Here is a 319-nt window from a genome sequence, read left to right on the forward strand (position 1 = left end):
CGAATCAGTAGTTCAATACCTTCGTCCGCGCCACGGCTGACCAGCACCTGCTCCGGTTTTATGCCTGCATACTGCGCGTAATTGTCAATCACCGCTTTCGGCTGACATTCCGGGTAGCGGTTGAGCGTTTGCTGAGTAAGCTGAAACTCCACGGCTGTGGGGTATTCGTTGGCGTTCAGCCAGACGTCGCCGTTACCGCCCAGACGACGCGCCGACTGATACGGCGTCAGGTTGCGGACGTTTTCACGCGCTAAATCGGTAATAGTCACGGTGCTCATGCTTGCTCCTTAAGGGCGTTAACACGCAAAGTAACGGCATT

The 319-nt window shown here is 55.5% G+C and carries 1 protein-coding gene; it reads right to left on the reverse strand.

All coding sequences use genetic code 11. From position 1 onward, the window contains the following. The coding region (locus SB756_RS28935) for an aminotransferase class I/II-fold pyridoxal phosphate-dependent enzyme (RefSeq protein WP_410912962.1) at positions 1-278 on the reverse strand (278 nt) is incomplete at its 3' end. Positions 279-319 lie beyond the last annotated feature (41 nt).

It is taken from the genome of Pseudomonas sp. SIMBA_068, assembly GCF_046534705.1.
Classification (GTDB): Bacteria; Pseudomonadota; Gammaproteobacteria; order Pseudomonadales; family Pseudomonadaceae; genus Aquipseudomonas; species Aquipseudomonas putida.